The organism is Tabrizicola sp., assembly GCF_051645465.1.
In the GTDB taxonomy this organism is placed as follows: Bacteria; Pseudomonadota; Alphaproteobacteria; order Rhodobacterales; family Rhodobacteraceae; genus Tabrizicola.
This window is the reverse complement of the sequence record NZ_JBOFBI010000243.1, coordinates 1-26,653: the sequence shown is the minus strand read 5'-3', so window position 1 is coordinate 26,653 and position 26,653 is coordinate 1. Positions and strand designations below refer to the sequence as shown.

General features: G+C 62.7%; 28 protein-coding genes. 15 read left to right on the top strand and 13 right to left on the bottom strand.

Annotated features, from left to right (window positions below; all coding sequences use genetic code 11):
• A partial coding sequence (locus ACRCSW_RS15975; protein WP_438706637.1) for a hypothetical protein occupies positions 1–250 on the top strand: 250 nt, incomplete at its 5' end.
• A gap of 751 nt (positions 251–1,001) precedes the next feature.
• Here ACRCSW_RS15975 and ACRCSW_RS15970 read toward each other — a convergent pair.
• Positions 1,002–2,009 (bottom strand): calcium-binding protein, encoded by a 1,008-nt coding sequence (locus tag ACRCSW_RS15970; RefSeq protein ID WP_438706636.1) that lies wholly within the window; start codon positions 2,007–2,009, stop codon positions 1,002–1,004.
• A 295-nt stretch (positions 2,010–2,304) separates the two neighbouring features.
• On the opposite strand from ACRCSW_RS15970, the gene rpsO reads away from it, so the two are divergent.
• The gene (gene rpsO / locus ACRCSW_RS15965) at positions 2,305–2,574 is read left to right on the top strand and encodes a 30S ribosomal protein S15 (RefSeq protein WP_438706635.1); all 270 of its coding nucleotides are present in this window, start codon (positions 2,305–2,307) and stop codon (positions 2,572–2,574) included.
• A 108-nt stretch (positions 2,575–2,682) separates the two neighbouring features.
• Positions 2,683–3,243 carry an ATP-dependent protease subunit HslV gene (gene hslV, locus ACRCSW_RS15960; protein ID WP_438706634.1) on the top strand — a complete coding sequence of 187 codons (561 nt, stop codon included), beginning with the start codon at positions 2,683–2,685 and terminating at the stop codon, positions 3,241–3,243.
• Here hslV and ACRCSW_RS15955 read toward each other — a convergent pair.
• A complete protein-coding gene (locus ACRCSW_RS15955) occupies positions 3,230–3,520 on the bottom strand; it encodes a BrnA antitoxin family protein (protein WP_438706633.1) in 291 nt (96 codons plus the stop codon). The genes hslV and ACRCSW_RS15955 overlap by 14 nt on opposite strands.
• Before the next feature lie 206 nt (positions 3,521–3,726).
• On the opposite strand from ACRCSW_RS15955, the gene ACRCSW_RS15950 reads away from it, so the two are divergent.
• The 3 genes from ACRCSW_RS15950 (at position 3,727) to mutS (ending at position 9,043) form a co-directional block, all read left to right on the top strand.
• The gene (locus ACRCSW_RS15950; protein ID WP_438706632.1) at positions 3,727–4,788 is read left to right on the top strand and encodes a hypothetical protein; all 1,062 of its coding nucleotides are present in this window, start codon (positions 3,727–3,729) and stop codon (positions 4,786–4,788) included.
• Positions 4,785–6,083, top strand: coding sequence for an ATP-dependent protease ATPase subunit HslU (hslU, locus tag ACRCSW_RS15945; protein WP_438706631.1), 1,299 nt, complete (start codon positions 4,785–4,787; stop codon positions 6,081–6,083). The genes ACRCSW_RS15950 and hslU overlap by 4 nt, the downstream gene beginning before the upstream one ends.
• 335 nt (positions 6,084–6,418) lie before the next feature.
• Positions 6,419–9,043: a DNA mismatch repair protein MutS gene (gene mutS / locus ACRCSW_RS15940; protein ID WP_438706630.1), complete on the top strand. Its 2,625-nt coding sequence runs from the start codon at positions 6,419–6,421 to the stop codon at positions 9,041–9,043.
• 20 nt (positions 9,044–9,063) lie between these two features.
• On the opposite strand, the gene ACRCSW_RS15935 is transcribed toward mutS, so the two are convergent.
• Together ACRCSW_RS15935 and hrcA are read right to left on the bottom strand one after the other, a co-directional pair.
• Positions 9,064–9,594 carry a nucleotide exchange factor GrpE gene (locus ACRCSW_RS15935; protein ID WP_438706629.1) on the bottom strand — a complete coding sequence of 177 codons (531 nt, stop codon included), beginning with the start codon at positions 9,592–9,594 and terminating at the stop codon, positions 9,064–9,066.
• A gap of 18 nt (positions 9,595–9,612) precedes the next feature.
• Entirely contained in the window at positions 9,613–10,683 is a 1,071-nt protein-coding gene (gene hrcA, locus ACRCSW_RS15930) for a heat-inducible transcriptional repressor HrcA (protein WP_438706628.1), read from the bottom strand.
• Between the two features lie 73 nt (positions 10,684–10,756).
• Between hrcA and rph the strand changes: the two genes are divergently transcribed.
• The 3 genes from rph to hemW are packed head-to-tail and all read left to right on the top strand — an operon-like array spanning position 10,757 to position 13,260.
• The gene (gene rph / locus ACRCSW_RS15925; RefSeq protein WP_438706627.1) at positions 10,757–11,473 is read left to right on the top strand and encodes a ribonuclease PH; all 717 of its coding nucleotides are present in this window, start codon (positions 10,757–10,759) and stop codon (positions 11,471–11,473) included.
• Entirely contained in the window at positions 11,474–12,079 is a 606-nt protein-coding gene (rdgB, locus tag ACRCSW_RS15920) for an RdgB/HAM1 family non-canonical purine NTP pyrophosphatase (protein ID WP_438706626.1), read from the top strand. It abuts the gene before it with no gap.
• Between the two features lie 8 nt (positions 12,080–12,087).
• A complete protein-coding gene (hemW, locus tag ACRCSW_RS15915) occupies positions 12,088–13,260 on the top strand; it encodes a radical SAM family heme chaperone HemW (RefSeq protein WP_438706625.1) in 1,173 nt (390 codons plus the stop codon).
• On the opposite strand, the gene ACRCSW_RS15910 is transcribed toward hemW, so the two are convergent.
• From ACRCSW_RS15910 to ACRCSW_RS15880, 7 genes are all read right to left on the bottom strand, one after another.
• A complete protein-coding gene (locus tag ACRCSW_RS15910) occupies positions 13,257–14,171 on the bottom strand; it encodes a ParB/RepB/Spo0J family partition protein (protein WP_438706624.1) in 915 nt (304 codons plus the stop codon). The two genes, hemW and ACRCSW_RS15910, sit on opposite strands and share 4 nt — an antisense overlap.
• 2 nt (positions 14,172–14,173) lie before the next feature.
• Positions 14,174–14,992, bottom strand: a complete 819-nt coding sequence (locus ACRCSW_RS15905; protein WP_438706623.1) for a ParA family protein — start codon at positions 14,990–14,992, stop codon at positions 14,174–14,176.
• Positions 14,976–15,611: a 16S rRNA (guanine(527)-N(7))-methyltransferase RsmG gene (gene rsmG / locus ACRCSW_RS15900; RefSeq protein WP_438706622.1), complete on the bottom strand. Its 636-nt coding sequence runs from the start codon at positions 15,609–15,611 to the stop codon at positions 14,976–14,978. Before rsmG ends, ACRCSW_RS15905 begins: the two co-directional genes overlap by 17 nt.
• Positions 15,608–17,473 carry a tRNA uridine-5-carboxymethylaminomethyl(34) synthesis enzyme MnmG gene (gene mnmG, locus ACRCSW_RS15895; protein WP_438706621.1) on the bottom strand — a complete coding sequence of 622 codons (1,866 nt, stop codon included), beginning with the start codon at positions 17,471–17,473 and terminating at the stop codon, positions 15,608–15,610. Before mnmG ends, rsmG begins: the two co-directional genes overlap by 4 nt.
• 12 nt (positions 17,474–17,485) lie before the next feature.
• Positions 17,486–18,772, bottom strand: coding sequence for a tRNA uridine-5-carboxymethylaminomethyl(34) synthesis GTPase MnmE (mnmE, locus tag ACRCSW_RS15890; RefSeq protein ID WP_438706620.1), 1,287 nt, complete (start codon positions 18,770–18,772; stop codon positions 17,486–17,488).
• A gap of 13 nt (positions 18,773–18,785) precedes the next feature.
• Positions 18,786–20,057, bottom strand: a complete 1,272-nt coding sequence (gene rho / locus ACRCSW_RS15885; RefSeq protein ID WP_438706619.1) for a transcription termination factor Rho — start codon at positions 20,055–20,057, stop codon at positions 18,786–18,788.
• A 128-nt stretch (positions 20,058–20,185) separates the two neighbouring features.
• Positions 20,186–20,647, bottom strand: coding sequence for a CopD family protein (locus tag ACRCSW_RS15880; RefSeq protein ID WP_438706618.1), 462 nt, complete (start codon positions 20,645–20,647; stop codon positions 20,186–20,188).
• Positions 20,648–21,063: 416 nt separating this feature from the next.
• Between ACRCSW_RS15880 and ACRCSW_RS15875 the strand changes: the two genes are divergently transcribed.
• Genes ACRCSW_RS15875 through dnaQ form a run of 4 tightly spaced genes read left to right on the top strand, consistent with a single transcriptional unit; the run spans position 21,064 to position 23,816 of the window.
• Complete coding sequence (locus ACRCSW_RS15875) at positions 21,064–21,657, top strand: Maf family protein (protein ID WP_438706617.1); 594 nt, start codon at positions 21,064–21,066, stop codon at positions 21,655–21,657.
• The gene (locus tag ACRCSW_RS15870; protein ID WP_438706616.1) at positions 21,654–22,493 is read left to right on the top strand and encodes a shikimate dehydrogenase; all 840 of its coding nucleotides are present in this window, start codon (positions 21,654–21,656) and stop codon (positions 22,491–22,493) included. Before ACRCSW_RS15875 ends, ACRCSW_RS15870 begins: the two co-directional genes overlap by 4 nt.
• Complete coding sequence (coaE, locus tag ACRCSW_RS15865) at positions 22,490–23,089, top strand: dephospho-CoA kinase (protein ID WP_438706615.1); 600 nt, start codon at positions 22,490–22,492, stop codon at positions 23,087–23,089. The genes ACRCSW_RS15870 and coaE overlap by 4 nt, the downstream gene beginning before the upstream one ends.
• Positions 23,082–23,816, top strand: coding sequence for a DNA polymerase III subunit epsilon (gene dnaQ, locus ACRCSW_RS15860; protein WP_438706614.1), 735 nt, complete (start codon positions 23,082–23,084; stop codon positions 23,814–23,816). The genes coaE and dnaQ overlap by 8 nt, the downstream gene beginning before the upstream one ends.
• Before the next feature lie 3 nt (positions 23,817–23,819).
• Here dnaQ and secB read toward each other — a convergent pair whose 3' ends face one another.
• Complete coding sequence (gene secB, locus ACRCSW_RS15855; RefSeq protein ID WP_438706613.1) at positions 23,820–24,332, bottom strand: protein-export chaperone SecB; 513 nt, start codon at positions 24,330–24,332, stop codon at positions 23,820–23,822.
• Positions 24,333–24,387: 55 nt separating this feature from the next.
• Entirely contained in the window at positions 24,388–24,840 is a 453-nt protein-coding gene (locus tag ACRCSW_RS15850) for an FxsA family protein (protein WP_438706612.1), read from the bottom strand.
• A gap of 117 nt (positions 24,841–24,957) precedes the next feature.
• On the opposite strand from ACRCSW_RS15850, the gene ACRCSW_RS15845 reads away from it, so the two are divergent.
• Positions 24,958–25,617 (top strand): Tim44/TimA family putative adaptor protein, encoded by a 660-nt coding sequence (locus ACRCSW_RS15845; protein ID WP_438706611.1) that lies wholly within the window; start codon positions 24,958–24,960, stop codon positions 25,615–25,617.
• Between the two features lie 10 nt (positions 25,618–25,627).
• Complete coding sequence (gene mltA / locus ACRCSW_RS15840; RefSeq protein WP_438706638.1) at positions 25,628–26,653, top strand: murein transglycosylase A; 1,026 nt, start codon at positions 25,628–25,630, stop codon at positions 26,651–26,653.

Genomic DNA, 26,653 nt, shown 5'->3' with positions numbered 1-26,653 from the left:
TGCGCGAGATGTCATGGCGACAGCGATTCCGACCGATCCGATCTTGCTCTGGCAGGCGGATTCAGACGGCGACGATCCGGATGTCCGCTTGGTCCACCGGTGCGCCGTTCACGACTGCGACCTTGGCGCCGGGCCGTTTCGCTCGGACCAGGTGCCGCCATCGACTCTATGTGAGTACCACCAGCAGATCCAACACTGGAGGGCCGGTCCAGGCCGCAACCAGCCGGACATCGGCATGATCCATGGGTGACTCCTCGCTACGTGCCCCCCGACGAGTGCACGAAGTACTCGAGGAGGCCGCGACGGAGGATGCGCGAGATGTCATGGCGACAGCGATTCCGACCGATCCGATCTTGCTCTGGCAGGCGGATTCAGACGGCGACGATCCGGATGTCCGCTTGGTCCACCGGTGCGCCGTTCACGACTGCGGCCTTGGCGCCGGGCCGTTTCGCTCGGACCAGGTGCCGCCATCGGCTCTATGTGAGCACCACCAGCAGGCCCAACACTGGAGGGCCGGTCCAGGCCGCAACCAGCCGGACATCGGCATGATCCATGGGTGACTCTTCACGACCGCGACTCTGGCGTTGGGCCGCTGAGCGCAGGCCTGATCGGTCAGACCTGGCCCAACAATCCGCTCGGCTTCGGCCACGACCAACGACCCGAACGCCGGTAGCCGGGTTCAGACTGCAACCATCCGGGTGTCCACCTGATCTTTCCGTGAACGTTCGCAACCGCAGCTCTCCCGCTGGGGTGTTTCGCTCGAGCATGATCGATGAGAACCGGCCCCGCCACCCGCCTCGTGCAGGCCATAATCACCCGCCGACACGCTGGTGGCCGGGTTCAGGCCGCAACCTTCTGGATGTCCACCTGATCCTTCCGAGAACGCTCACCACTGCAGCTTTCCTGCTGGGCGACCTCGTGCGGACATGATCGGTCAGACCCAGCCCCGCGACCCGCTTTAGAAGGGCCATGAGCAGCGACCCGAACGTTAGAAGGTCGGTTCAGGCTGCAACCATCCGGATGTCCGCTTGGTCCACCAGAGCGCCGTTGACGACAGCAACCTTTGCGCCGTCCAGATAGATCGTTTGCCCTGTGCCGTCCTGATTTGCCTCGACCGTCAATGCCGGGTCGGGGTGTACGATCGGATCGTAGACGATGACGAGTTGGTCGTGCTGCGGGTCATAGTCGGCAATCTGCGTAACCGCGGTTTCCGACGCCCATTCGCGCAGGACAAAGGCGTCATCGCCGTCACCGCCGGTCGCATGATCTCCGGCCCCCAGAACCAGCTCGTCGTTCCCGGCGCCGCCATTCACGTAGTCGGTCTGGTGATCGTCGTCCTTGTCACCCAGGCCCGAGATCGCGTCATCACCGCTGCCACCATCAAGAACGTCGCGGCCCTTGCCACCGGCGAGGCTGTCATTTCCTTCTCCACCGGCAAGCCAATCATCATCCTCGCCACCGTCAAGCCAGTCGGCTCCCTGCCCGCCCAGCAGCGTATCGGCACCCGCACCACCGTAGGCCGTGTCATCGCCCTCTGCACCTGCGACCGAATCCCGCCCGTCGCCCCCGGCCAGCAGATCATCACCGCCTTGGCCGTTCAGAGTGTCGTTCCCGTCATCGCCCCAAACGTCATCATCCCCCTCACCCGCCCAGACGGCGTCGTTTCCGTCCCCCGCGTCGACGGTATCGTCGCCCTCACGCCCGTCGATCAGGTCGGACCCTTCGCCCCCGCCGATCTGGTCGCCCGCACCCCAGCCGGAAAGCAAGTCGGCGGTGTCGCTGCCGCTTAGGGTCACGGGTTCGTCTGGCAGGTCGGGAATGTCGTCGGACGTGGGGACGCCTTCTTCAAGCTGTACATCATCAAGCAGATTGCCGCCCTCAAGCGAATCTACGTCATCCTCACGCCGATCCTCAGAATCTTCGTCGGTATCCGACCGCGCAGAGAGCAACGCATCAGCGGCCACACCAGCCATCAGCGCACCGAACAGGCCAAACAGGGCAAGCAACACCAGCACTCCTCACCAAACAGCCATCGACTGTTAACCAGACCTTCCGTTAACTATTTGTTAACGATTGGAAAATCCTCTGATTTGTATCACGGCGGCCATGTCGGACAAAGCGCCAATAGGCCTGCCTGCCCGGGATTCTCGACTCAAGGTTAAGGAAGCCTGACCCGGCTTTTCCGCCTTCCCTTCGCCCCCGATTCCGCCTATACGCCCGCATCCGCCCCAAAGCGGACCCTCCAAGGGCCTTGCTGGACGACATCCCGGCCTGCGCCATAACCCTTTTTCACAGGAGACCACGATGTCGATCACCGTTGAAGAAAAAGCGCGCCTCATCAAGGAATACGCGACCAAAGAGAACGACACCGGCTCGCCCGAGGTCCAGGTTGCGATCCTGTCATCGCGCATCGCTACGCTTACCGAGCATTTCAAGGGCCACAAGAACGACAACCACTCGCGTCGTGGCCTTCTCATGCTGGTCGCCCAGCGCCGCAAACTGCTCGACTACCTGAAGAAGACGGACGACGCGCGGTATTCCACGCTCATCACCCGCCTCGGCCTGCGCCGCTAATCCCGGCCACTCGCCGCTTGAAACGCCCGTGCCCTCGCGCGGGCGTTTTGCTTTGGTGCCTTGAGCCAGCGCCCCACCCCAGCCATATAGAGACAAACGGAGGGCACCATGGCCGACGACACATTCCCCGGCTGGCACGGCACCACAATCCTTGCAGTCCGGCGCGGCGGCGAGGTTGTCGTCGCAGGCGACGGCCAGGTCTCACTGGGCCAGACCGTGATCAAGGGAACCGCCCGCAAGGTCCGCCGTCTCTCCGCCGGCGGCCACGATGTCATCGCAGGGTTTGCGGGCTCCACCGCCGACGCCTTCACCCTTCTCGAACGGCTGGAGAAGAAGCTTGAGGCCGCCCCCGGCCAGCTTGCCCGCGCCTGCGTTGATCTGGCGAAGGACTGGCGGATGGACAAGTACTTGCGGAACCTCGAAGCCATGCTGATCGTCACCGACGGCACCGCGCTCTTTGTCCTCACCGGCGCGGGCGACGTGCTGGAGCCCGAACATGACGTCGCCGCCATCGGTTCAGGCGGCAACTTCGCGCTGGCGGCCGCAAGAGGCCTGATGGCCACCGACCTCCCGGCCGAGGACATCGCCCGCAAGGCCATGGCCATCGCCGCCGACATCTGCGTCTATACCAACGGGAACCTGACCGTCGAACGGATCAAGGCTGGGTAAGCTCTTTCTTCACCTGCATGTAGGCCTGCAGGACCGCATGCATCCGCGTCTGATACCCCGGACCCTGTGACCGAAAAAACTCCAGCACTTCAGGATCGACCCGCAGGGAGATGAGCTTCTTCGGCGCCTGATCCGGCAGGACCGCGTCAGTCCAGTCGCTTGCAGTCATCGCTTCGACCGGCATTTCTTCAACCCGATCTTCGACGCTCAGCTGAAGCGGAGTCGCAAGCGCCCGCTTTTCGGCAATGCTCAGTCGCTTCGGTGCCTCGTCATTCATCTTGTCGTTCCTTCAAGTGTCAGGCGTTTGCGCTTTGGTGTTTTCTTTTGTTATCAGTCACTTGTTGGTCAATTCTTATATATACATCGCATATATACACCCATGCTGCCGTATATACGATCTGTGCATACCACAATACCTCACTTGGTTTACCCCGGCAAACCCCCTATCTGTGGCCGAACGATTTCCCGCTCAGGTGTGCCAGCATGACCCCCGAAGATCTTCGCGCCGCCGTCGCCGCTGGCGTTCTGACCGAGGCGCAGGCCGCCTCGCTGACCGCACTGGCAAACGACCGCGCCGGAAAGCGTGCTGCGATGCCCGCCGAGGATGAACCGTTCGAGTTCTTCCGGGGCTTCTCCGAAATCTTCATCTCCATCGGCCTGGTCATTCTCCTCTCGGGCGTGACCGCCCTTCTTGGTTTTGTCGGCGGCTTCACCCTTCTTACTCTCGTCCCGCTTGCCACCGCGGGCATTGCCTGGTGGTGGGCAGGGTACTTCACGCTGAAGCGGCGGATGACCTTGCCCTCGATGGTGCTGGCGACCGCCTTCGGCATCGGGATCGTGATCTTCGCCTTCACGGTCCTCGCTCGGGCTGCGCTGGATGACCGCTTGGTCGCAATCCTGGGTTTCGCACTTTCGGCGTTGGGCATGGTGGCCTGGTACCGCCGGTTCCGTCTGCCCTTCTCGGCTTTCCTTACGGGTGGCTTTATTCTTGGGGCGATCTATTCCGTCACGGCTTCAGCCGCCAATCTCGCCGGACTCCTCACCGGCGCCCAAGGTTATGGGGCGCTCTTCGATCTCGGCGAAAGCCCGGCCTTCGCCACCGCCACGCTCCTTTTCGGTATCGGCGCCTTTCTTGTCGGCATGTGGTTTGACACGCGCGACCCGCACCGCCTGGGCCGCCATGCCGCGACAGCCTTCTGGTGCCACCTGCTCGCAGCACCCGCCCTGGTCAACACCGTCGCCATCACGCTCCTGAATGGCGGAGGCATCGGCCTCCTTGCCCCGGCCCTCGTAGCAATTGCTCTGCTCGCCCTGGTGATCGACCGGCGGTCCTTCCTGACCGCCGCGATCGTCTATATCGCGATTGTCATCGGCTGGTTCATGGGCGAAGGCGGCGGGACCAGCTGGATCTTCATGCTCCTCGTCCTTGGTGCCTTCATCACCGCCATCGGCACCTGGTGGGTGCAGCTTCGCGCCTGGGTAATGGGCATCCTGCCTGATTTCCCCGGCAAATCCCGGCTTCCGCCTTACGGATCGACGGAATGACCGACCTGACCCCCCGCGAAATCGTATCCGAGCTCGACCGCTTCATCATCGGCCAGAAAGAGGCCAAGCGCGCCGTGGCCGTCGCCCTTCGGAACCGCTGGCGGCGCAAGCGCCTCGGCGATGATCTGCGGGACGAGGTCTATCCGAAGAATATCCTGATGATCGGCCCGACCGGCGTCGGCAAGACCGAGATCAGCCGTCGCCTGGCCAAGCTTGCCAAAGCACCGTTCCTGAAGGTCGAGGCGACGAAGTTCACCGAGGTCGGCTATGTCGGCCGTGATGTCGACAGCATCGTCCGCGATCTGGTGGACGTCGCGATCAACGACACCCGCGCCCAGATGCGGGATGAGGTGAAGGCCCGCGCCCAGAAGGCCGCCGAAGACCGCGTGATCGAGGCTTTGGCCGGCAAGGACGCCCGCGAGCAAACGCGTGAGATGTTCCGCGCCAAGCTGAAACGCGGCGAGCTTGACGATACGATGATCGAAATCGACGTGGCCGAGGCTGCCTCGCCGATGCCGCTTGGTTTCGGGATGCCCGGCATGGAACAGCAGATGCAGGGCCTGCAGGACCTCTTCAAGGCCTTCGGCGGTCGCACCAGCCGCAAACGGATGACCGTTTCGCAAAGCTATGAGGTGCTGATCGGCCAGGAAGCCGACAAGCTGCTGGATGACGAAGCCGTCCGCGCCACCGCGATGGAGGCAGTGCAGGAAAACGGCATCGTCTTCCTGGATGAGATCGACAAGATCTGCGCCCGCTCGGACGCGCGCGGTGCCGATGTCAGCCGCGAAGGCGTCCAGCGTGACCTTCTGCCCTTGATCGAAGGCACGACCGTTTCCACCAAGCATGGCCCGGTCAAGACCGACCATATCCTCTTCATCGCCTCCGGTGCCTTCCACATCGCCAAACCGTCGGACCTGTTGCCGGAACTGCAGGGCCGCCTGCCGATCCGGGTTGAGCTCGCACCCCTGACCGAAGACGATTTCGTCCGCATCCTGACCGAGACGGACAATGCCCTCACCCGCCAGTACGCCGCCCTGATGGCGACCGAGGAGGTTGCGGTCACCTTCACCCCAGACGGCATCGCCGCCCTCGCTCGCATCGCCGCCGACGTGAACCGCAGCGTCGAAAACATCGGCGCCCGGCGGCTCTACACCGTGATGGAGCGCGTCTTTGAAGAGCTGTCCTTCAACGCACCCGACCGCGGCGGCCAGTCCGTGACGGTAGATTCCGCCTTCGTAGAGACGAATCTGGGCGCCCTGGCCAAGTCCGCCGACATCTCGCGCTACGTGCTTTAGTCCATCTCACGTCACACGCCGGCTCAGGCCCTCCCCGATAGGACCCTGCCTTTCATCTTTGCCCAAATATCCCCGCCGGAGGCATCCCCGAGCCGGTTGGCGCTTGCGCCAGAGGCGAGACAAAGACTTGCGCGGAACGCGCTCAATTTGAAAAACGCTCCGGTCGTGGCAGCGTCCTGTCGGTTCAATTCTTACCGGACTCCTAATGGCTCCCTCATAACCTATTGGAATCCTTAGCGACCAATGGGCGTAACTCAGCGTTACGTTCGCCCAGAACCCCCTTCCTCCCCCCGCCCCTCTTTTGTAGGGTCAGACCGGACCCCGGGGGAACGAGAGTGACCGAAGACACCGTCACGCCGATGATGGCGCAATATCTCGAGATCAAGGCCCAGAACCCCGGCGCCCTCCTCTTCTACCGGATGGGCGACTTCTACGAGATGTTCTTCGACGACGCCGTAGCCGCCGCCGCCGCCCTCGACATCGCCCTCACCAAGCGCGGCTTCCACCTCGGCGAACCCATCGCCATGTGCGGCGTCCCGGTCCACGCCGCCGAGGGCTACCTCCTCACCCTGATCCGCAAAGGCTTCCGCGTCGCCATCGCCGAACAGCTGGAAGACCCCGCCGAAGCCAAGAAGCGCGGCTACAAAGCCGTAGTGAAACGCGACGTCGTCCGCCTCGTCACCCCCGGCACGCTGACCGAAGACTCCCTCCTCGAAGCCCGCCGTCATAACTTTCTGGCAGCCTATTCCGAGGTAAGAGATACAGCCGCCATCGCCTGGGCCGACATCTCGACCGGCGAGTTCCGGGTGATGCCGTCCTCTCCGGTCCGGCTGGGCCCCGACCTTGCCCGCATCGCCCCGCGCGAGCTGCTTCTCAGCGAGGCGAGGAAACAGGAAATCGTCTCTAACATCGCAGAAAGCGGCGTATCGATAACCCCCCTGTCGCGCGGCAGCTTCGATTCCACTAATGCCGCAAAGCGGCTGGCCGAGTTGTTCGGCGTCGCCTCTCTGGATGCCTTCGGAACCTTCGATCGGGCCGAAATCTCGGCCATGGGCGCGCTGGTCGATTACCTGCACCTGACCCAGCGCGGCCGGATGCCGCTTCTCCGCCCGCCGGTCCGCGAAGCTTTGGGCGGCGCCATGCAGATCGACACGGCGACCCGGCGCAACCTTGAACTGACGCAAGCCTTGTCCGGCGGCCGTGAGGGATCGCTTCTGGCGGCAATCGACCGGACGGTGACCGCCGGCGGTGCACGGCTTTTGGAGCGGCGGCTGTCGTCGCCCTCGCTTGACCTCGGGGTAGTCCAGCGTCGGCAAGAGGCGTTGGGCCATCTGCTGGACGCACCCTCGCTGCGCGCCAGCCTTCGAGAGGCGCTGCGACGGGTGCCCGACATGGACCGCGCGCTGTCCCGGCTGGCGCTCGACCGGGACGGGCCGCGCGATATGACAGCGATCCGGGCCGGTCTGGAGCAGGCAGAGCGGATCGCGGGACTTCTGGCCGACGCGCCACCTCTCTTGTCCGAGGCCGCCGTCGCCTTGGTCGGCCATGGCGTGCTTGTTGATCTGCTTACCCAAGCGCTCGTCGCCGAGCCGCCGCTCTTGACCCGTGACGGCGGCTTCATCGCCACGGGATATGACACGGAACTCGACGAAACCCGGGCGCTGCGGGATGAGGGCCGCGGTGTTATCGGCAGAATGCAGGCGGAATATGTCGAAAAGACCGGAATCCAGAGCCTGAAGATCAAGCACAACAACGTGCTGGGCTACTTCATCGAAACGACCACGACGCATGAAGACCGCATGCGCGCGATGCCCGAGCTCTTCATCCACCGGCAGACGACAGCTGGCCAGGTCCGGTTCACGACCCTTGCCCTCAGCGATCTTGAGACCCGCATCCTGAACGCCGGGAACCATGCACTTGAAATCGAAAAGCGTCACTATACTGGCCTAAAGGCCCAAATTCTCGATGCGTCCGCCCCGATCGCGCAGGCCGCAAGGGCATTGGCCGAGATCGACCTTGCCGCCGCCTTCGCCGACCTTTCCGCCGAGGAAAACTGGTGCGCACCGGTCGTCGATGACAGCCGCGCTTTCATGGTCACTGGCGGGCGACATCCGGTGGTGGAAGGCGCGCTGCGGCAGCGGGGCGGTACGCCCTTTGTGGCAAACGATTGCGCCCTGACCGAAAGCGACACTCCCGCGATCTGGCTTTTGACCGGGCCGAACATGGCGGGGAAATCCACCTTCCTGCGTCAGAACGCGCTTATCGCGCTGCTGGCACAGGCCGGAAGCCACGTACCGGCGACTACCGCGCGGATCGGGCTCGTCAGCCAGCTTTTCAGCCGGGTCGGCGCCTCGGACGACCTGGCGCGGGGCCGGTCGACCTTCATGGTCGAGATGGTTGAGACTGCGGCCATCCTGAACCAGGCCGACGACCGGGCGCTGGTGATCCTTGACGAGATCGGGCGGGGGACCGCGACCTATGATGGCCTCTCGATCGCCTGGGCAACGCTGGAGCATCTGCACGAGGTGAACCGCTGCCGGGCACTTTTCGCCACGCATTACCACGAGATGACAGCACTGGCGGGGAAGCTTCCGGGCGTGCGGAATGCGACCGTCGCGGTGAAGGAGTGGGAGGGCGAGGTCATCTTCCTGCACGAGGTCCGCGAGGGTGCCGCCGACCGGAGCTATGGAGTGCAGGTCGCGCGTCTGGCAGGCCTACCGCCATCCGTGATCGAACGGGCGAAAGTGGTGCTGGAAGCGCTTGAAAAGGGTGACCGCGAGGGTGGGAAGCAAGCCACGCTGATTGATGACCTGCCGCTCTTCCGGGCCACACCAACCGCCCCCACACCACCAAAGCCGAAGGCTTCAGCGGTCGAGGAGCGGTTGAAGGCAATCCACCCGGACGAATTGACGCCGATGGACGCACTCCGGTTGGTTTATGAAATCAAGGGGTTGATGTAGGAGGTGCGCTGTAGCGCACCCTACTGGGTGTTGGAGGACACGCCTACCTGGGCCGGGCGCAGCAGGCGATCGTATAGCAGGAACCCTTCAGTCATCACCTGGATGATCTGCCCGGCCTTGGTGCCCGGAAGCGGCGCCTCGAACATCGCCTGATGCAGCTGCGGATCGAACATCTCGCCCACCGCGGGGGTGATCGTGGTGATGCCGTGCTTGGACATCACGTTCGACAGCTCCCGAAGCGTCAGCTCCACGCCTTCGATGAACGCGGCCGAAGCGGCGCGGCTATCCTCGGGGATGGCCTGGAGCGCGCGGCTCAGGTTGTCATAGACCGGCAGAAGATCCCGGGCGAGCCGGGTGCTGCCGTACATCTCGGCTTCTTTCCGGTCGCGATCTGCCCGCTTGCGCGAGTTTTCGGCATCAGCCAGCGCGCGCATGAACTTGTCGCGCATCTCGTCGCGCTCGGCCCTGAGCGCTTCAAGCTCATCAAACTCGCCAGCCTCTTCAAACTCTTCCAGCTCCACCTGCGGCGAAGCGGCCTGATCCTGCGACATGCTTTCGTCCTTTGTCTTTCAGCCTTTACCGCGGTCCGAGACCAGGCGGCCCACCAGCTGGGCGGTATAGTCCACGATCGGCACGATCCGGCCATAGTTCAGCCGGGTCGGACCGATGACGCCCACCGCGCCGATGATTTTCCGATCAGCGTTCATATAGGGAGAAACCACCAGACTTGAACCAGAAAGTGAGAAAAGCTTGTTCTCGGAACCGATAAAAATGCGAACACCCTCACCCGCGTCGGTCAGGTTCAGGAACTCGGCAATGTCGCGCTTGCGCTCAAGATCATCGAATAGCACGCGAATCCGGTCGATTTCGGCCTGATCCGCCACGCCATCGATCAGATTTGATCGCCCACGCACGATAAGCCGTTCTGACACCTCCCCGGCATTCTCCCAAAGTGCCAGCCCGCTTTCGACCATCTCGCGCGCCAGCGAATCGATCTCTTGCCGACGTTCGGCGATTTCCGCTGCCATGCCTTGGCGAAGCTCGCTCAGCGTCCGCCCCTCGGCCAGGGCGTTCAGGAAGTTGGCCGCCTCACGCATCGAGGACGGCGTCTGCCCTGGCGGCGGGATGAAGATGCGGTTCTCGACCTGCCCGTCCGCGAAGACCAGCACCACCAGGGCCCGATCCGACCCCAGGCTGACAAACTCGATATGCCGTATCGCCGCTTCGCGTTTTGGTGCCAGAACCACGCTGGCCCCTCGGGTGATGACGGACAGGGCGGCGCCGACCTCGTCCAGCAGGGTTGTGACGTCATGGTCGTTCGAGCCCAGGGTGGCGTCGATCCGTTCCTGATCTTCGGGGGCGACGGTGCCCACCTCCAGCAGGCTGTCGACGAACATGCGCAGGCCCGACTGCGTGGGCACCCTGCCCGCCGAGGTATGCGGGCTGTCAAGAAGGCCCAGGAATTCAAGGTCCTGCATCACGTTGCGGACAGTTGCTGCCGATACCTTCTCGGACAAGCTGCGGGTAAGGGTCCGCGATCCGACTGGCTCACCTGAGGCGAGGTAGCCTTCGACCACCCGACGAAAGACCTCTCTTGTGCGGTCATTCATGTCGGTCAGGATCGTGTGGGGGTGCGTCATCGGTTAAGCAATCGGGGTTGCATCCGCTGCCAGTGGTTGCGTATGTGGCCGCATCCCAAGGAAAGGCCCAGAAATGCGTCCGTCAGGCAGGAAGTTAAGCGATCTTCGGGCGGTTTCAATCGAAACCGGCGTAATGAAGCATGCCGAGGGGTCCTGTCTGATCCGAATGGGCGAAACGCATGTGCTGTGTTCGGCTACGATTGAAGACAAAGCTCCACCGTTCCTGAAGAACACCGGGCAAGGCTGGGTGACGGCGGAATACGGGATGCTGCCCCGCGCGACGAACTCGCGCACCCGGCGTGAGGCTGCGGCGGGCAAACAGTCTGGAAGAACGCAGGAAATTCAAAGGCTTATTGGTCGGTCTCTTCGTGCAGGCGTGGACCGCCAAGCGCTGGGTGAGCGGCAGATCGTCATCGACTGCGACGTGATCCAGGCCGATGGGGGCACCCGCTGCGCTTCGATCACGGGCGGCTGGGTCGCTTTGCGGCTGGCGGCGAACAAACTTCTCGCTTCTGGCCTGATCGTCAGTGATCCGATCGTGGATCATGTCTCAGCGGTGTCTTGTGGCATCTATGCCGGGCAGCCGGTTCTTGACCTGGACTATGCCGAGGATTCGACGGCCGGAACCGACGGCAACTTCGTTATGACTGGCGGGGGCCGGATGATCGAAGTCCAGATGTCCGCCGAAGGTTCGGCGTTTTCGCAGGAAGAGCTTCTCGAGCTGCTGGACCTTGCCCGCGCGGGGAACGCTGCGCTCGTCGCGGCCCAGAAAGCGGCGCTTGGGCTGTAGATGCTGAAGACCGGAGACCGCCTCCTGGTCGCGACACACAACCGCGGCAAGCTTGAGGAGATCGCCGATCTTCTGGCGCCGTTTGGCGTGACAGTGGTCGGCGCGGCGGACCTGGGCCTGCCAGAGCCCGAGGAGACCGAGACCACTTTTGTCGGCAATGCGCGCCTGAAGGCCCACGCGGCCGCAAAGGCTGCGGGGATGGTGGCACTGGCTGACGACTCCGGGCTCGCCGTCGATGCGCTTGGCGGCGCTCCGGGTGTCTTCACGGCCGACTGGGCGACCACGGCCCAGGGTCGCGACTTTGCCGTTGGAATGCAGCGCGTCTGGCATGAGCTGGAGGCGATCAGGGCGCCAGAGCCCCGTCGCGCCCAGTTTTGCTGTACGCTGGTTCTGGCCGACCCTCACGGCCAAGATATTGTTTTTGAAGGAAAAGCTGCAGGGCGCCTGGTCTGGCCTGGCCGAGGAACACAAGGCCACGGTTTCGATCCGATCTTCCAGCCCGACGGTCATGACATCACTTTCGGCGAGATGGACCGCTGGGAGAAGAACCGCCTCAGCCATCGCGCCGACGCCTTCCGCAAACTGGTGGCGGCCTGTTTCCCGTGAAACAAGCGATGGAAGATTGGCGCAACGCCGGCTTCGGCCTTTACCTGCACTGGCCGTTCTGCCAGTCGAAATGCCCGTACTGCGATTTCAACAGCCACGTCGCCGCGCAGGTCGACCAGACCCGCTGGCTGGCGGCCTTCAAGGCCGAGATCGACCGGATCGGCGCATTGACCGGGGGCCGCATCCTGAACACGGTCTTTTTCGGTGGCGGGACACCGTCCTTGATGGACCCTGCTCTGGTGCTTGGGATCATCGACCACATCCGCGCCACCTGGACGCTTGCCAATGACATCGAGGTCACGCTTGAGGCCAATCCCGGATCTGTCGAGGCGGAGCGTTTCGAGGCCTACGCGAAGGCCGGCGTGAACCGGGTTTCCCTTGGGATTCAATCACTTGTTCCTGATGACCTCCGCCGTCTCGGCCGGATGCACAGCGTCGAGGAAGCACAATCAGCCATCAGGATCGCCCAGGAAAACTTCTCGCGCGTCAGCATTGACCTGATCTACGCGCGCCAGAACCAGACTCTCGCCGCTTGGCGGGATGAGCTACACCGGGCGCTCGACTTCGGCACTTCACATCTGTCGCTTTATCAATTGACCATCGAGGACGGCACGGTTTTCGGCCAGATGCATGCCAAGAACGTCTTGCGGGGCCTTCCGGGGGAAGACCTGGCTGCCGACATGTTCGAGCTGACGCAGGATGTCGTGTTGGCGGCAGGCCTTCCGGCCTACGAGGTGTCGAATCACGCCCGCCCAGGCGACGAATCACGGCACAACCTGATCTACTGGCGCATGGGCGACTACGCGGGAATCGGTCCGGGCGCGCATGGCCGGCTCACACTTGATTCGGGGCGATTCGCCACCGAGGCAGATCGGATGCCCAACATCTGGCTGGACAAAACGCTCTCTATCCCCGGGTCCGCCGAGCGAACCACGCAGCTCTCATCAGAAGACCGGGCAAGCGAATATCTGATGTTTGCCCTCCGACTTAGGGAGGGCGCTTCGCTCAGCCGCTACGCGGCTTTGGCGGGCGCTGAGTTGCCGGAGGCGGCGCTGGCAGCGGTCATCGAACTTGGGCTTCTAGCTCGACGGGACGATCGCATCAGCACGACCGACAAGGGCGTCATGATGTTGAACGGCGTCCTGCGAGCGCTGCTTGCGGACCGCCAAAGCGCCAGCTAGTCCCGATCCTTGGCTACCCTATCTGGTATCTTCGAAAGAACCTGGCACAGGATATCGAGGTCATCCAAGCTGTCATAGCGGATCGACAACTGCCCGCTCTCTCCCCCGGCCGCATGGTCAATCCGCACCTGCATCCCCAGATTGGCCGACAGATCGGCCTCAAGCACCCTGGTGTCCGCATCCTTTTCGCTGGCCGTTCTGGCCTTCGGTTCCGACGACTTCGCCCCTGGCTGGGGCTTCACAAGCTTTTCGATTTCACGAACCGAAAGCCCCTTGGCCACGACCTGGGCTGCCAGCTCTGCTGCCTTCGGGTTGCCGATCAACGCCCTGGCATGGCCCGCCGTAAGCTGACCGTCCCGCACCATGTCCTGAACGTCCGCCGGCAAAGTCAGCAGCCGCAACAGATTCGCGACATGGCTTCGGCTTTTGCTCAGCGCTTCCGCCAGCTTTTCCTGTGTGTGCCCGAATCGGGTCATCAGCTGCCGGAAGCCCAACGCCTCTTCGATAGCATTCAGGTCCTCGCGCTGGATGTTCTCGATGATCGCGATTTCCAGGACTTCCGTGTCGTTAAGCTCCCGTACTACAACAGGAACTTCGTGCAGTTGTGCAAGCTGCGCTGCCCGCCAGCGTCGTTCGCCTGCGACGATCTCATAGACATCGCGCCCCTGCTTTCGGCGGACGATCAACGGCTGAATCACGCCCTTCTGGCGAATCGAATCGGCCAGGCTCTCAAGCTCCTCCCGCTTGAAATCCAGACGCGGCTGTTGCGGGTTTGGCTCCAGCTTGTCGACCGGCAGATGCAGTTCCGCCCGCCGCGGCCCGGGTGGCTGATCCGGGCCCGCCAAGTGCACGTCAGCCATAAGTGCCGATAGACCGCGGCCAAGTCCGCGTTTTTCATTCTTGCCAGTCATATTCAAGCCTCTGATACTGCGGGCGTTTTCCGCCTGTCTGCGATTTCCTTCGCCAGCGAGCGATAGGCTTGAGCTCCCTTGGAGCCGGGGTCGTAGGTCAGCACAGGCAGCGCGTACGACGGCGCCTCGCTGATCCTGACATTGCGCGGAATCGTCGTCCGCATCACAAGCTCACCCATATTCGCCCGCGCGTCGGCTTCGACTTGCGCTGTCAGCCGGTTCCGACGGTCATGCATAGTCAGCACGACCCCTTCGATTCGCAGCGCAGGGTTGGCAGACCGCCGCACGTCGCGAATCGTCAGCATCAGTTGCGACAGACCTTCCAGCGCGAAGAACTCACACTGCAGCGGAACCAGAACAGAATCGCACGCTACTAGCGCGTTGACTGTCAGCAGGCTCAGCGACGGCGGGCAGTCGATCAGGATGTAGTCGAAACCGTAGGTATCCATTTCCGGCCGCCGCAAGGCATCATGCAGCAGGAAGCTGCGTTTCTCCTTTGATACAATATCAAGATCGGCCGACGATAGATCGGCGTTTGCCGGGATGATCATTACTTCCGGTATGCCCGTCTCGATTACAACATCCTGTATATCGGCGCCGTCTACGATCAAGTCGTAGCTGGTCTTCTTCCTGGCGTCAGGCCGGATGCCCAGCCCGGTCGACGAGTTCCCTTGCGGGTCGATATCCACCAGCAAGACTTTCTTGCCAAGCTCGGCCAGCCCGGCCGCAAGGTTGATTGCCGTCGTCGTCTTTCCGACTCCACCCTTCTGGTTAGCCAGAGCCAGGATATGCGCACGCGATCTGTCAGTCTTGTCTTGCACGATTGATCTTCCTGATCACGAGAATAGCCGACCCCGCCTCTGACAGACTGGGGCGGCTGTCAAACTCAAAGTCCCAGTTTTTCTGCGCTTCAGCGACTTCGTCCGCATAGCGCGTGCCTTTTGGGAACAGGGCGATGCCTGCGGGGCTCAAATGGCGCTGTGCGAAGCCCAGGAGCTGCGAAAGCGGCGCAAGTGCACGCGCTGAGATCACGTCGGCGTTCATTGGCGGAAGCGTCTCGATTCGTTCTGCGTGGACTGCGACTGGCAGCTCCAGCGTCCGGGCCGCCTGGCGCAGGAAGGTCGCTTTCCGCAAATCCGATTCGACTAGGACTACTTGCAGACCCGGCACTGTCTCGCGAGCTAGGATTGCGATAACTAGGCCGGGAAAACCACCGCCGGCCCCAACGTCGAGCCAAAGGCGCACTGCTTTGGGGCAATGGACGAACAGCTGAGCAGAATCAACGATATGCCGCTGCCAGATATCTGGAACTGTAGCTTTGCTTACTAAGTTGATCGCAGGATTCCACCGGAGCACTAAAGCTTCAAAAGCCTTCAGCGCTGCTATTGTTTCACGTGAAACACTCAGCCCGGCAATTGTGACTTCTGCGGCATCCGTCATCCTGCAACCCGATCGACCAGCGGCTTCCGCAAGTGCGCTAGCACAAGGAGCATTGCTGCAGGCGTTACCCCCTCGATCCGCGAAGCTTGCAGGATAGATTCCGGTCGGGCGCGGCCAAGCTTCTGTTTCAGTTCGTTCGAGAGGCCCGAAATACAGCTATAGTCGAAGCCTTCCGGAATGCGCTGAGTCTCTTGTCTCCGGAGATCCGCGACTTCCCGCGCTTGCCGGTCGGCGTACTGGTCATAAGTCGAATCGATCTGAAGCTGCTCCAGAGTCTCGTGCTCAAGGCCTCGATAGACTTCAAAAGCCGCAGTCAGAGCCGTGAGCTCAGCGCCGGGCAGCGAAAGAACTTCGTAAGCGCTCCGCTTCCCGCCGTCGCGGCTGACATTCAGACCCGCTTCGCCCAAAGCTTTCGCGCCGATAAGGACGGCCTCCAAAGCAGCGCGACTGCTGTCCAGAGCGTCAAGCTTGGCCTCAAACGCCCCTTTGCGAGCCTCGCCGACACATCCGGCAGCAATGCCCACGGGAGTCAAGCGCCGGTCAGCGTTGTCGGCGCGGACTGTCAGGCGGAACTCGGCGCGCGAAGTGAACATCCGGTACGGCTCGGTCACTCCACGCGACGTCAGATCGTCGATCATTACGCCAATGTAGCTTTCTGTTCTGCTGAATTCGATGGCATCCATGCCCCTAGATGCTGATGCCGCGTTAAGTCCCGCTACAATCCCTTGCGCTGCGGCTTCCTCGTACCCTGTTGTGCCATTGATCTGGCCAGCGAAGTACAGCCCCCCAATCGCCCGCGTCTCAAGGTTTCGGCGAAGGCCGCGCGGGTCAAAATAGTCGTACTCGATGGCATATCCCGGTTGCAGAATCACTGCCTGCTCCAGACCCGCGATCGTGCGGATATACGCGTGCTGAACCTCCTCGGGCAGTGAGGTCGAAAGCCCGTTCGGGTACACCGTGTGATCGTCCAGCCCCTCAGGCTCCAGGAAGACCTGATGTGAGGTCTTGTCGGCAAAGCGCACGATCTTGTCTTCGATCGAGGGGCAGTAGCGCGGCCCAATGCCCTCGATATGCCCACCATACATAGCGGACCGACTAAGATTATCCCGCACGATCTGGTGAGTCGCCTCACTGGTATGCGTGATCCCGCACGAGATCTGCCGGGCAACAGGCTCGCGGTTCAGGAAAGAAAACATGGCCGGATCGTCATCGCCCGGCTGGCTGTCCAGGCGCGACCAGTCGATTGTCCGGCCGTCAAGCCTGGGCGGCGTGCCAGTCTTCAGTCGCCCCACTGGCAGTGCAAGCTCGGAAAGCTGCGCGGCCAGCACTCGCGACGGCGAATCGCCCATGCGGCCGCCGGACATCCGCCGGTCGCCGATATGGATGACGCCATTCAGGAAGGTCCCGGCCGTCAGAATGACCTGGCCTGACGAAAGCTCCACTCCCGAAGCCAGCGTAACGCCGCGCACAGCACCACTTTCGATCCGCAGGCCTGCGACTTCCCCTTCGATGACCGCAAGGCCGGGCTGCTGCGACAGCTCTGCCCGCATTGCTTCGCGGTAAAGCCGCCGGTCAATCTGCGCGCGGGGGCCCTGAACTGCCGGACCTTTGCGGCGATTCAGCAGCCGGAACTGGATGCCCGCCTTGTCGGCCATCCGACCCATGACGCCGTCAAGAGCATCGATCTCGCGCACAAGGTGGCCTTTGCCCAAGCCGCCGATTGCCGGGTTGCACGACATCGCGCCCAGCGTTTCAACCCGCAGCGTCACAAGCGCAGTGGACACGCCCATTCTGGCCGCAGCTGCTGCAGCTTCTGCTCCGGCATGCCCGCCGCCGATCACAATGACGTCGTAGTGTTTCACGTGGAACACCCTTCACTTGCCGATGCAGAAGCTGGCGAAAATCTCGCCAAGGAGGTCGTCGACATCCACCCGGCCGACTAGAGCATCCAGCGCCCGGCCGGCGCCCCTTAGATGCTCTGCCGCCAGCTCGACGCGCGAGTCACCTCTTACCACTTCCGCCCGTGCTTCGGCCAGAGCAGCAAGCGCTGCTGTCACAGCAACGCGATGGCGTTCCCGGACAAGAGCACCCGCCGACGCAACTCTGTCCTGCAGGATACCGCCGATCCGGTCCATAAGCTCGGCAACACCCTCACCTGTAAGGCCAGACACGGACAGACCATCTGTACTTGATCTTGTGTCAGCCTTGCCGAAAACCACAATATCGTCGTCCCGAGGCGTCAGCCCTGGCGCTGCGGCACCATCGGTCAGGAACAGACGCAAGTCTGCTGCCTCAGCACGCGCCAGGGCCCGGTCGATCCCGGCTTGTTCCAGCCGATCCTCGGTGTCGCGCAGGCCTGCTGTGTCAAGGAACGTCACCGGCAGCCCGGCAATCTCCATCCGGACCTCGATCACATCCCGTGTTGTCCCGGCGATTTCCGAGGTGATCGCGGCCTCGCGCCCCGCCAGCTGATTTAGCAGCGTGGACTTCCCGACATTGGGCGCACCGACGATGGCCACCTCGAACCCGTCCCGGATACGCTCCGCAGCGCTCACTCCGGCGGCCTCTCGGCCGAGGTCGGCCATCAGCCCATCGATCAACGCAAGAACTTCGGGCGAGACATCGACCGGCACGTCCTCATCCGCGAAATCAATCGTGGCCTCCAGAAGCGCCCCGGCACGGATCAGATCGCGCCGCCACCCCTCGACCCGCTGACCGACCGAGCCCGAAAGCACCCGCACCGCCTGCCGCCGCTGGGCTTCGGTCTCGGCGTCGATCAGATCGGCCAGGCCTTCGACCTGTGCAAGGTCCAGCACGCCGTTCTCAAGCGCCCTGCGCGTGAACTCGCCGGGCTGGGCCAGCCGCAGGCCAGGCTGCCCAGAAAGCGCGCGCAGCACTGCTCCCACCACTGCGGGGCCACCATGAACCTGCAGTTCGACAACGGCCTCTCCAGTGAAGCTCGCGCCCTCGGCGAAGCAAAGGACCAACGCCTCGTCCAAAAGCTCGCCACGCCAGGTCAGCCGCCGCAGCCCCGCCATGCGCGGCGGCGGCAGGGCGCCACAAAGCGCCTGTCCTGCCGCAAAGGCGGCCGACCCTGATATCCGTACCACGGCAAGCCCAGAGCGCCCCCGCGCCGTGGCGGTGGCGTAGATCGTGTCCATGGCCGCCTCAGCTTCAGGTGTTCATCGACTCAAAGAAATCCGAATTGGATTTCGTCTGCTTCAGCTTGCCGATCAGGAACTCGATCGCGTCCGTCGTCCCCATCGGGTTCAGGATGCGGCGCAGGACATAGGTTTTCTGCAGGTCGGTCTTGTCGACCAGCAGGTCCTCTTTCCGGGTGCCGGACTTGAGGATATCCATCGCCGGGAAGACGCGCTTGTCGGCGACCTTGCGGTCAAGGACGATTTCCGAGTTACCGGTGCCCTTGAATTCTTCGAAGATAACTTCGTCCATCCGGCTGCCGGTATCGATCAGCGCGGTGGCAATGATCGTCAGCGACCCGCCCTCTTCGATGTTCCGTGCGGCCCCGAAGAACCGCTTCGGGCGCTGCAGGGCGTTTGCGTCAACACCGCCGGTCAGAACCTTGCCCGACGACGGGACAACCGTGTTGAACGCCCGGCCCAGACGCGTGATGGAATCGAGCAGGATCACCACATCCCGCTTGTGTTCGACCAGCCGCTTGGCCTTTTCGATCACCATCTCGGCCACAGCCACGTGCCGGGTCGCCGGTTCGTCGAAGGTGGAGGACACGACCTCGCCCTTCACCGACCGCTGCATGTCGGTCACTTCCTCGGGGCGTTCGTCGATCAGCAGGACGATCAGGTAGCATTCGGGATGGTTGGTCGCGATGGAATGCGCGATGTTCTGCAAAAGCACAGTCTTGCCCGTCCGCGGCGGGGCCACGATCAGCCCGCGCTGGCCCTTCCCGATCGGCGAGACGAGGTCGATGATCCGGGCCGAGCGATCCTTGATCGTCGGGTCCTCGACTTCCATCTTTAGCCGTTCATCCGGGTAAAGCGGAGTGAGGTTGTCGAAGTGAACCTTGTGCTTCGCTTTCTCGGGATCGTCGAAGTTGATCTTCGTGGCCTTGGTCAGGCAGAAGTAGCGTTCGTTCTCAAGCGGAGCCTTGATGACGCCCTCGATCGAATCCCCGGTCCGCAAGGAAAACTGGCGGATCATCTCGGGGCTGACGTAGATGTCGTCGGGACCCGGAAGGTAGTTGGCCGAAGGCGACCGCAGGAAGCCAAAGCCGTCCTGCAGCACTTCCAGCACACCGTCGCCGCCGATCTCCCAGCCTTCCTCGGCATGTTCCTTCAGGATCGAGAACATCATCTCGCCCTTGCGCATGCTGGGGGCGTTCTCGATCTCCCACTCTTCGGCCATGGCCAGAAGATCGGCCGGAGTCTTGGCCTTGAGGTCGGCGAGGTTCAAGCGTTCGATGGACATGGGTAATACCTTCAGCGGATCGGCCCCGATGAAGGGCGGATCGTCGCAAGATTGAAACGGGAAGCGCGATGGACCGGACGGCCCTGCAAATCCGCACGTAAGACGACAGAACCAAAAAGTCAACCGGATCAGAACCGGGTGATGACGGCAAAGACGATCAGAACCATCAGAACAGTCGGGACTTCGTTCATCAGCCGATAGGTCCGACCGGTCCTGGTATTCGTCCCGGCGATGAAGTCCTTGCGGCGGAGGCCAAGCCAGTGGTGAAACCAGGTCATCGCAAGAACGCATCCCGCCTTGACCCAGGACCAGGCCGATGACCAGTCGACCACCCCCGGCGTGAACACCAGCGCCAGCCCGAAAACCCATGTCGCGATCATGGCCGGGTTCATGATCCCGCGCAGAAGCCGCCGCTCCATGGTCTGGAACATCGCGTCGGTGGGGCTGCCGCGCATGACCTGCTCGGTGTGATAGACGAAAAGGCGGGGCAGGTAGAATATCCCGGCCATCCACGAAATCACCGAGACGATATGAAGCGCCTTGGTCACCAGATACCAGTCGGCCAGAAATCCTGTGATCGTCTCTAGCATCTTGTCCATCCGAACCGGTCTGCGACCCTCTTCTATAAAGTAGAGATAAAAGAAGGAATGAGGATGATGTAGGGCCTGTGCAGAACGGGATTACTACATCCTCCCCCAGAGCCGTCCACAAGGGCGCGGCTGGGGACAAATCCGGGATAACGCTGAAGGCAGAGGCTCATTTCAGATAAGTGATATAGAATTCAATCGCTTAATCAAAATCGACGATGAACGATATCCACAGGATCTGTCCGCCTCAGCTGCGGAAGCGCCAGTTTTCCCGGACCACGTGACAATCTCGCGCACAGCGGGATATCTCTTCCCGGCCCGGTCTGGATCAGGCACGGTGCCCACAGCCGCCGAAAAAACCCGCGCATCTCACCGTGCGAGGCCCACGAACAAACAGTGGATATCCACAAAGTCATCAGATGCCGATCATTCTTGCCTCCACCTCGCCGATCCGGCTGCACATGCTGCAGGCCGCCGGGCTGACGGTTGAAACCGTCGCGCCGCGCGTCGATGAACTTGCCATCCGTGACGCTCTGGTCGCCGAGGGCGCCAAGCCCCGCGACATCGCCGACGCTCTGGCCGAGATGAAGGCGCGCAAGGTGGCAGAGAAGCGTCCTGAAGATCTTGTCCTCGGTTGCGACCAGGTTCTTGCACTTGATCATGAGGTCTTTGCGAAGCCGGAGACACCGGCAGAAGCGCTCGACCAACTGGGCCGCCTGCGCGGAAAGTCGCACAAGCTATTCTCGGCGGTCGTGGCCTACGAAAACGCCGAACCCGTCTGGCGTCACGTGGCTGAGGCCCGGCTGACCATGCACCAGATTTCGGACGCCTATCTGGAAGACTACGTCAGCCGGAACTGGGACAGCATTCGCCACTCCGTCGGCGGCTACAAGATCGAAGAGGAAGGCGTTCGTCTCTTCTCGGCGGTTTCCGGCGACCATTTCACCATTCTCGGCCTACCGCTTCTGCCGCTGTTGGCTTGGCTGGGAACTCGGGGCATGATCGCCAGATGACGGAACATCCCCGCATCCCGCTCGCCGGTGTCATCGGCCATCCGATTGCGCACAGCCGCAGTCCGGCTCTGCATAACTACTGGCTGAAGCGTTACGGCCTGAAGGGTCACTACATCCCTATCGACATCGCGCCGGTCGAGCTGCCCGAGCTGATCCGAAGCCTGCCACGCCTTGGGTTTGTAGGGCTGAACGTGACGATCCCACACAAGGAAGCGATTCTGCAGATCGCCGATATCGTCACCGATCGCGCGGCACTTATCGGGGCGGCCAACACACTGATCTTCCGGAAAGACGGAAAGATCCATGCCGACAATACGGATGGCTCCGGCTTCATCGCCAACTTGCGCCAGCATGCGCCGCAATGGGCTCCGGCCTCGGGCCCCGCCGTGGTGCTGGGTGCGGGCGGCGCGGCCAGGGCCGTCGTTGCAGCGCTGATCGAGGTTGGCGTGCCAGAAATCCGCCTGGCAAACCGTACCCGCCCCCGGGCCGATGCAATACGGTCGGACTTCGGCGCAAAGATCAACGTTCATGAGTGGGTCCAGGCCGGCAACCTGCTGGATGATGCGGTGACTGTGATCAACACCACCTCGCTTGGCATGACCGGCAAACCCGACTTCCGGGTGCCGCTCGACAACCTCAATCCAAAGGCGCTGGTCAACGATCTTGTATATACACCCCTCAGGACGCAGTTCCTGATCGAAGCCGAAGCCCACGGCGCAACGGTCGTGGACGGGCTGGGCATGCTTCTTCACCAGGCTGCCCCGGGATTTGAACGCTGGTTCGGCACCAGGCCGGATGTTGATGACGCAACCAGACAAGCGGTGCTTTCGCTATGAGCTTCCGTCTCGGCCTCACCGGATCGATCGGAATGGGCAAGTCCACGACAGCCAAGATGTTTGCTGACGAAGGGGTTCCGGTCTGGGACGCCGACGCTGCCGTTCACCTCCTCTATTCCCCCGGTCAACCTGCCGCGCGGGCCATTGGCCGCCTTTTCCCGACTGCCATCGACCCGGACGGTGGCGTAAGCCGCAATCTCCTGCGGACGATGATCCTTGCCGACCCAGATGTCCTTGACCGTCTGAACGCCACCGTCCACCCGCTGGTTGCCGAGAACCGCGCCCATTTCCTCGCCGCGCACGCCGAAGCCCCAATCGTTCTTCTCGACATCCCGCTCCTCTACGAATCCGGCATCGAAGGTGACTGCGATGCTGTCGTCGTCGTCTCCGCCCCGCCCGAGGTCCAGCGCGAACGCGTCCTGAAACGGGGCATGACCGAAGCCGAATTCCAGACCATTCTCGCCCGCCAACTGCCCGACGCTGAAAAGCGCGCCCGCGCGGACTACATCATCCTGACGACCGGCCTTGATACCGCACGGGCCGCAGTGAAGAATGTGCTGGCAGACATTCGCCGCCGGATCACCCAAGATGCGTGAGATCGTCCTCGACACCGAAACCACGGGCTTCGAGCCCGCCGAAGGCCACCGCATCGTCGAAATCGGCGCGGTGGAACTTATGAACCACCTGCCCACCGGCCGCACCTACCATCAGTACATCAACCCCGAACGCGGCATGCCCCGCGAAGCGTTTGAAGTGCATGGCATCGGGCATGACATTCTGGAGCCCCCCGGTCCCCCAGTTCCCGGCGGCGTGACCTTGCGCGACAAACCGGTCTTTGCCCGCGTAGGTCGCGCTTTCCTCGATTTCATCGGCGAAGCGCAGCTTGTCATCCACAACGCTGCCTTCGACATGAAGTTCCTGAACGCCGAGCTGGAACGCGCGGGCCTTCCCGGACTTCCGTACGCGAGGGCGACCGACACCCTTATGATCGCGCGGCAAAAGTTTCCCGGCTCCCCGGCTTCGCTCGACGCGCTCTGCCGCCGCTTCAGCATCGACAATTCGATGCGCGAAAAGCACGGCGCCCTGCTCGACAGCGAAATTCTTGCTGAAGTCTATCTGGAACTGATCGGCGGTCGGCAGCCGGACCTTGTCCTTGGCAGTGCCGCCCCGGCACCTGTGAAAGGGCCGTCGGGCGACACCTCCTGGCGCCCCCGCCCCCGGTCTGAACCACTGCCCCCCCGGATCAGTCCGGAAGAGGCCGCAGCGCATGAGGCGTTTGTCGCAAAGCTGGGCGATTCAGCCGTCTGGACCAAACCGGCCTAAAGGTCAGTTGACCTTTTCGGTCGGCGTCGCTTGCTGAGCCTGCGCGCGCCGCGCCAGCTCTTGCCGGTAGAGCGCCATGAAGTCGACCTGATCCACGTTCAGGGGCGGGAACCCACCGTCGCGAGTAACGTCCGAGATGATGCGGCGGACATACGGGAACACCAGCCGCGGGCATTCGATCAGCAGGAACGGATGCAACTGGTCGTCCGAAACACCCTCGATCAGAAACGTCGCGCCATACTCCAGCTCAAGCAGGAACAGAGTGTCGCCGTTCACCTTGTTCTTGGACGTGACCTTGAACTTCGTGATCACCTCGAACTGGTTCGCAACCGGGCGCTTCCGCGCGTCAAGGCTGACTGCAACCTGAATGTCCGGCTGGACTTCTCCAGCACTCAGGCCCTTCTGAACCACTACGTTTTCAAAGGACAGGTCGCGCACATACTGGGCCAGAACCTGCATCTTGATCTGCGGGGGGGTAGCGGCGGGGCCGTTACCGGCTGGGGTTTCGTCGGCCATTCCGGATCACTCCTCAAAGAATTTGGCGCGTTCCTATCAGGTCAGGCTGCGGTCCTCAATGCCGCGTTCCGTCAGGCGGCGAACCTAGCTTTGGCCCGGTATCAGGCGTGATATCCCGCCACTCGCCATCAACCACGTCGCGCCGAACCACCACCGTCGCCTTCATCCGTTTGCCGATCGACCGGATCAGAAGGGTCCGCACCGGCCGCAGCAAGAGGAGCAACCCCAAGGCATCGGTGAAGAAGCCCGGCAGAACAAGAAGCAGCCCGGCGATCCCGATCATTAGCCTGTGTGCCAGCGGCGAAAGCGGATTGCGCAGCTCGTTTCGCATCTCGCTGCTCATCTGACGCGCATTCGGCATTGCGGCCCCCCGCATCAGAACTGCCCCCAGCACCGCGGTCAGGACGACCCAGGCCAGTGTCAGCCACAGCCCCAGCCTTGCGCCCAACGTCACAAAAAGTGCAATCTCGATCAGCGGTAACGCCAGAACGCCAACCAAAAGCCACATCGCCACTCTCCTCCGGCACTGACTGCCGTCCCAAGGTAGACTTCGCACAAGCCCCACCCTACATAGAGGCTAGCAGCCAACAGTCCAAACGGAACAACAAGAGTTCAGAGGTCAACAATGAACGGGTCCCTGATCCAACTCCTGGTCCTCGCCGGGATCGCGATCTTTCTCATACTCAAGCTCCGTTCCGTTCTTGGCACGCGTGACGGCTTTGAGAAGCCGCCGGTTCCTCTGGAAGACGTTCGTCCCCGCGTCCGTCGCGACTTCGAGGTCATCGAAGGCGGCGTCGACCGCGACATCACCGATCATGCGCCCGAGGGCTCCGATGCAGCCCGGGCGCTGGCCGAAATGAAGAAAGCCGAGCCCAGCTTTGCCGTCCGCCCCTTCCTCGACGGCGCACGCGGGGCATACGAGATGATCCTCATAGCCTTCGAAAAGGGTGAGCTGGACCGCATCCGCCCCTTCCTCGCCGATGACGTCGAAGCCAGCTTCGCGGAAGCCATTTCTGCCCGCGAACACGAAGGGCTTACCGTTGAGGCCAGCTTCGTCGGCATGAAGGAACTTGCCCTGCAGGATGCGACCTTCAACAAGGAAAGCGGGTTTGCCGAAATCTCGGTCCGGTTTGTCGGCGAGCAGACCTATGTCGTGCGGAACAAGTCAGGCGAAGTGGTTGAAGGCAGTACGCGCGAGATCAAGAAATCGCGTGACGTCTGGACCTTCGCGCGCCGCATGGGGTCGGATGACCCGAACTGGCAGCTGGTCGCCACTGGCGAATGATGGCGCCGGGATGCGCGTGCGCCTTCGCATCCTTGCAGTCGCGGCGACCCTGATGGCCGCCCCACCTCTGCCCGCCGAAATCCTGGATTTCGAAGCCCTGGACGGCTGGCGGGAAGACGATCACCTTCAGGCGCTCACCACCTTCCTTGGCACCTGCGACCTGATCGACCAGCCGGACTGGCGCCCGATCTGTGCAGTCGCGGCGGATGTGCCGCAAGACGAAGCCTCGGCCCGCAGCTTTTTCGAGCTCTTCTTCAAGCCCGTCGTCGTAGGCAGCCCGCCCGCCCTCTTCACCGGCTATTTCGAACCCGAGCTCGACGGCTCGCCTGTCCGCTCTGGCCGCTACCAATACCCGATCTACCGTCGCCCGCCCGAACTCCGCGACGGAACCGTCTTCCACTCACGCGAAGCCATCGAGAACGGTGCCATCTCAGGGCGCGGGCTGGAACTTGCGTGGCTCGACGATCCCGTCGACGTCTACTTCCTGCAGGTCCAGGGCTCCGGCCGCATCCGCATGACTGACGGCTCGGTCGTCCGTGTCGGCTACGCCGGGGCAAACGGTCATGCCTACCGTTCCATCGGTCAGGAAATGGTCCGCCGCGGCACCCATTCCATGGATCAGGTCTCCGCCCCCGAGATCGCCTCCTGGGTCCGGAACAACCCCGGCGCCGGGCGTGAGCTGCTTTACACCAACCCCTCCTACGTCTTCTTCCGCAAGATCGGCACTCTGAACCCCGAAGACGGCCCGATCGGCGCCATGGGCCGGTCGATCACGACGCTTCGCTCGGTGGCAATCGATCCGAAATTCACACCGCTGGGCGCGCCCGTCTGGATCGAGAAAGACGGCAGGCGCCCGATCCGCAGCTTGATGGTCGCCCAAGACACTGGCGGCGCGATCAAGGGGATGCAGCGCGCCGACATCTTCTACGGCACGGGCGCTGACGCGGGGGCCGCAGCCGGCACGATCAAGGATGGCGGGCGAATGGTCCTCCTCCTGCCCATCGACCGTGCCTTTGCCATGCTGGAAGACGACTAG